Here is a 2229-nt window from a genome sequence, read left to right on the forward strand (position 1 = left end):
CTTCTTTCAATAGGTTAAGCCAGAGTTCATATGCCTTATAATTGGTAGAGCCTTTGATCATAGGTGCTGATCCGTTCCATATCTCTATGGTTTCAAATATTCCTGTCATATCGTAATAGGAAGGGTTCCAGGAATTGGATCTTGAAAGATCACATGGATGATTGATCTGGGCAAGGCCGCCATTTTCTTTGATCTCGTTCACTATTTTCTTAAACTCAGATCGCATATATTCATCACTTCTTTGATCCTTATCAGGTATCCTGAATATAACATCCTTTTCTGCGCCAAGTGCTATGACATGGCCATTAGATGTGGATATCTCCTTGGATACTATGGGAAGGAAATCACTTCTTGTCTCTTTCATCCACTGTTTATGATTGAGAATATTATGGTGATCACTCAAAGCTCCATACCTAAGTCCCATTGCTGCCATAGAATTTGCAACTTCGTGGGGGCTTTCTGTAACATCATCATCTCCCTTATATACAGGGCTTGAATATATGCTGTGATGATGGATATCACCTGCATACCATCCATATTTACTTAAATCAATAAATCTTTTTAAATGATATTTACGATTAACTGTTTTGGGGCCAATCTCAACAACATCCTTAATGATGCAGTATTCGCTTCCCTTAGATACTTCGCAGTAATATTTTCCGTAAGGTATAGAAGCAGAAAGCTCCCCGTCAAATTCTGTAACGAATCGCTCCATGTCTATTTTTCCACATACATGGTCAAAATCTTTATCTGTTTCATTATCTGTAAGCTTCCAGAGTTTTACCTGCGCAGGTGTCCTTTTTCTTGAGCCGTCATAGGTTGTTACTATAAAATTTCCTTTAGGAGCATTGCTTTTCTTTGGATAACCAATCTCAAAATCTTTGGAGACAAGTTTTATAAAATCATGAAGTCTTTGTGCATCAGTATTTAAGACTGATCTATCAGTTACTCCTTCTTCTTCAAGAACTCCTCTTAATATTCCAAGAGCTACTGTAAGAAATTTGCGTTCTTTTCCCGGATCATGCCTTATCTTACTCATAGCATGTGCTTCCCCCTCGTTTAGTATTTGATCTATACCTGTTTTAAAGTGAACTCCTATCATCTAAAGACAATGGTTTTTCTGGCTACATCTTTATAAAGTGGAGCTTTAGAGTTACTATTTCAAATGGTCTTATACAAAGAGTATTGATGCCTTTTTTGTCTGTTACATTTTCTCTTAGATCACATTCGCTTATCTCTACGTCCTTAAAGCCTGCTGCCTTTAAAAGTGCATCCGGAACAGATACCTTTATATTGTGCTCATATCCATAGCCTTCATACAGGCGAACTATTATGTCATCTGTTTCTTCAGCTTTTTTGACAGTATCAATGAATATGCCTTCTTCACTGCCTGTATCTATTATTCCAAAGCCATTTTCAGGCTCATTACTATTTATAAATGCATTACTATCACAGGCAGGAACAAGTATAAGCTTTCTGTTTAAGTTTTCAGCTTCCTCTATAACTTTGCCCTGTCTATAATCTCCCTTATGTGAATAAATAGAGTATGTAAAGTGATGATGGCCGTTATCAGCGCAGGGATTGGGATATATTCCTGATTTAAGGAGGGTTAGCCTTATTGTGTTGTCTTTGGCATCATAGCCGTATTTGCAGTCATTTAAAATAGAAACTCCATATACAGGCTTGTTTTCAGGATTGTTATTTATAGTCCTGGTATCATCCTTAGGCTTTTCCTGTTCAAAAGGTATACCTTCATTTAATAATTCTCCTGCCATATCAACCCATCTGTGTGCGCACATCTCAAATCTTGCTTTATCAAAGCTTGTCTTTGTTTCAAGGCTCCTTGATACATTACCAAACTGGATCTCTGCATTAATACTATCTGCCTTAATATTTAGGTTAAATGCTGCCTTTAAGAGCACCTGATGTTCGTGCCAGTCTATATCTGTCTCAAAATCTATTCTTCCTATGTCATTATAAAAAATGACGTTCTGGCTTATAAACGAATTTCTGAACTTCCTTTCTATATGGATTGTAAGTACAAATGGATCATCTTTATATATTTCCATTTTCTGAACATTATTTATAACTTCGCTTACATTCTCATAATCAGCGTCGATATTCCAGCAGTCATACTCTTTAGGCTTATCTTCAAAGGCTATAAGTCTTCCAAGAGGCATTCCTTTCTTATCGCCAACTACTATGCCCTGAACTTTGTCAAAAAGGTCT

2 protein-coding genes are annotated in these 2229 nt (G+C 36.7%); both read right to left on the reverse strand.

Features of this window, described 5'->3' with window-relative positions; all coding sequences use genetic code 11:
- Positions 1–1039, reverse strand: a 1039-nt coding sequence (locus K6G87_RS14535) for a CehA/McbA family metallohydrolase (protein WP_296838806.1), incomplete at its 3' end; no start/stop codon positions are given.
- 85 nt (positions 1040–1124) lie between these two features.
- Positions 1125–2229: glycoside hydrolase family 38 C-terminal domain-containing protein (locus tag K6G87_RS14540; RefSeq protein ID WP_296838809.1), on the reverse strand; the 1105-nt coding region annotated here is incomplete at its 5' end.

The organism is Butyrivibrio sp., assembly GCF_024699075.1.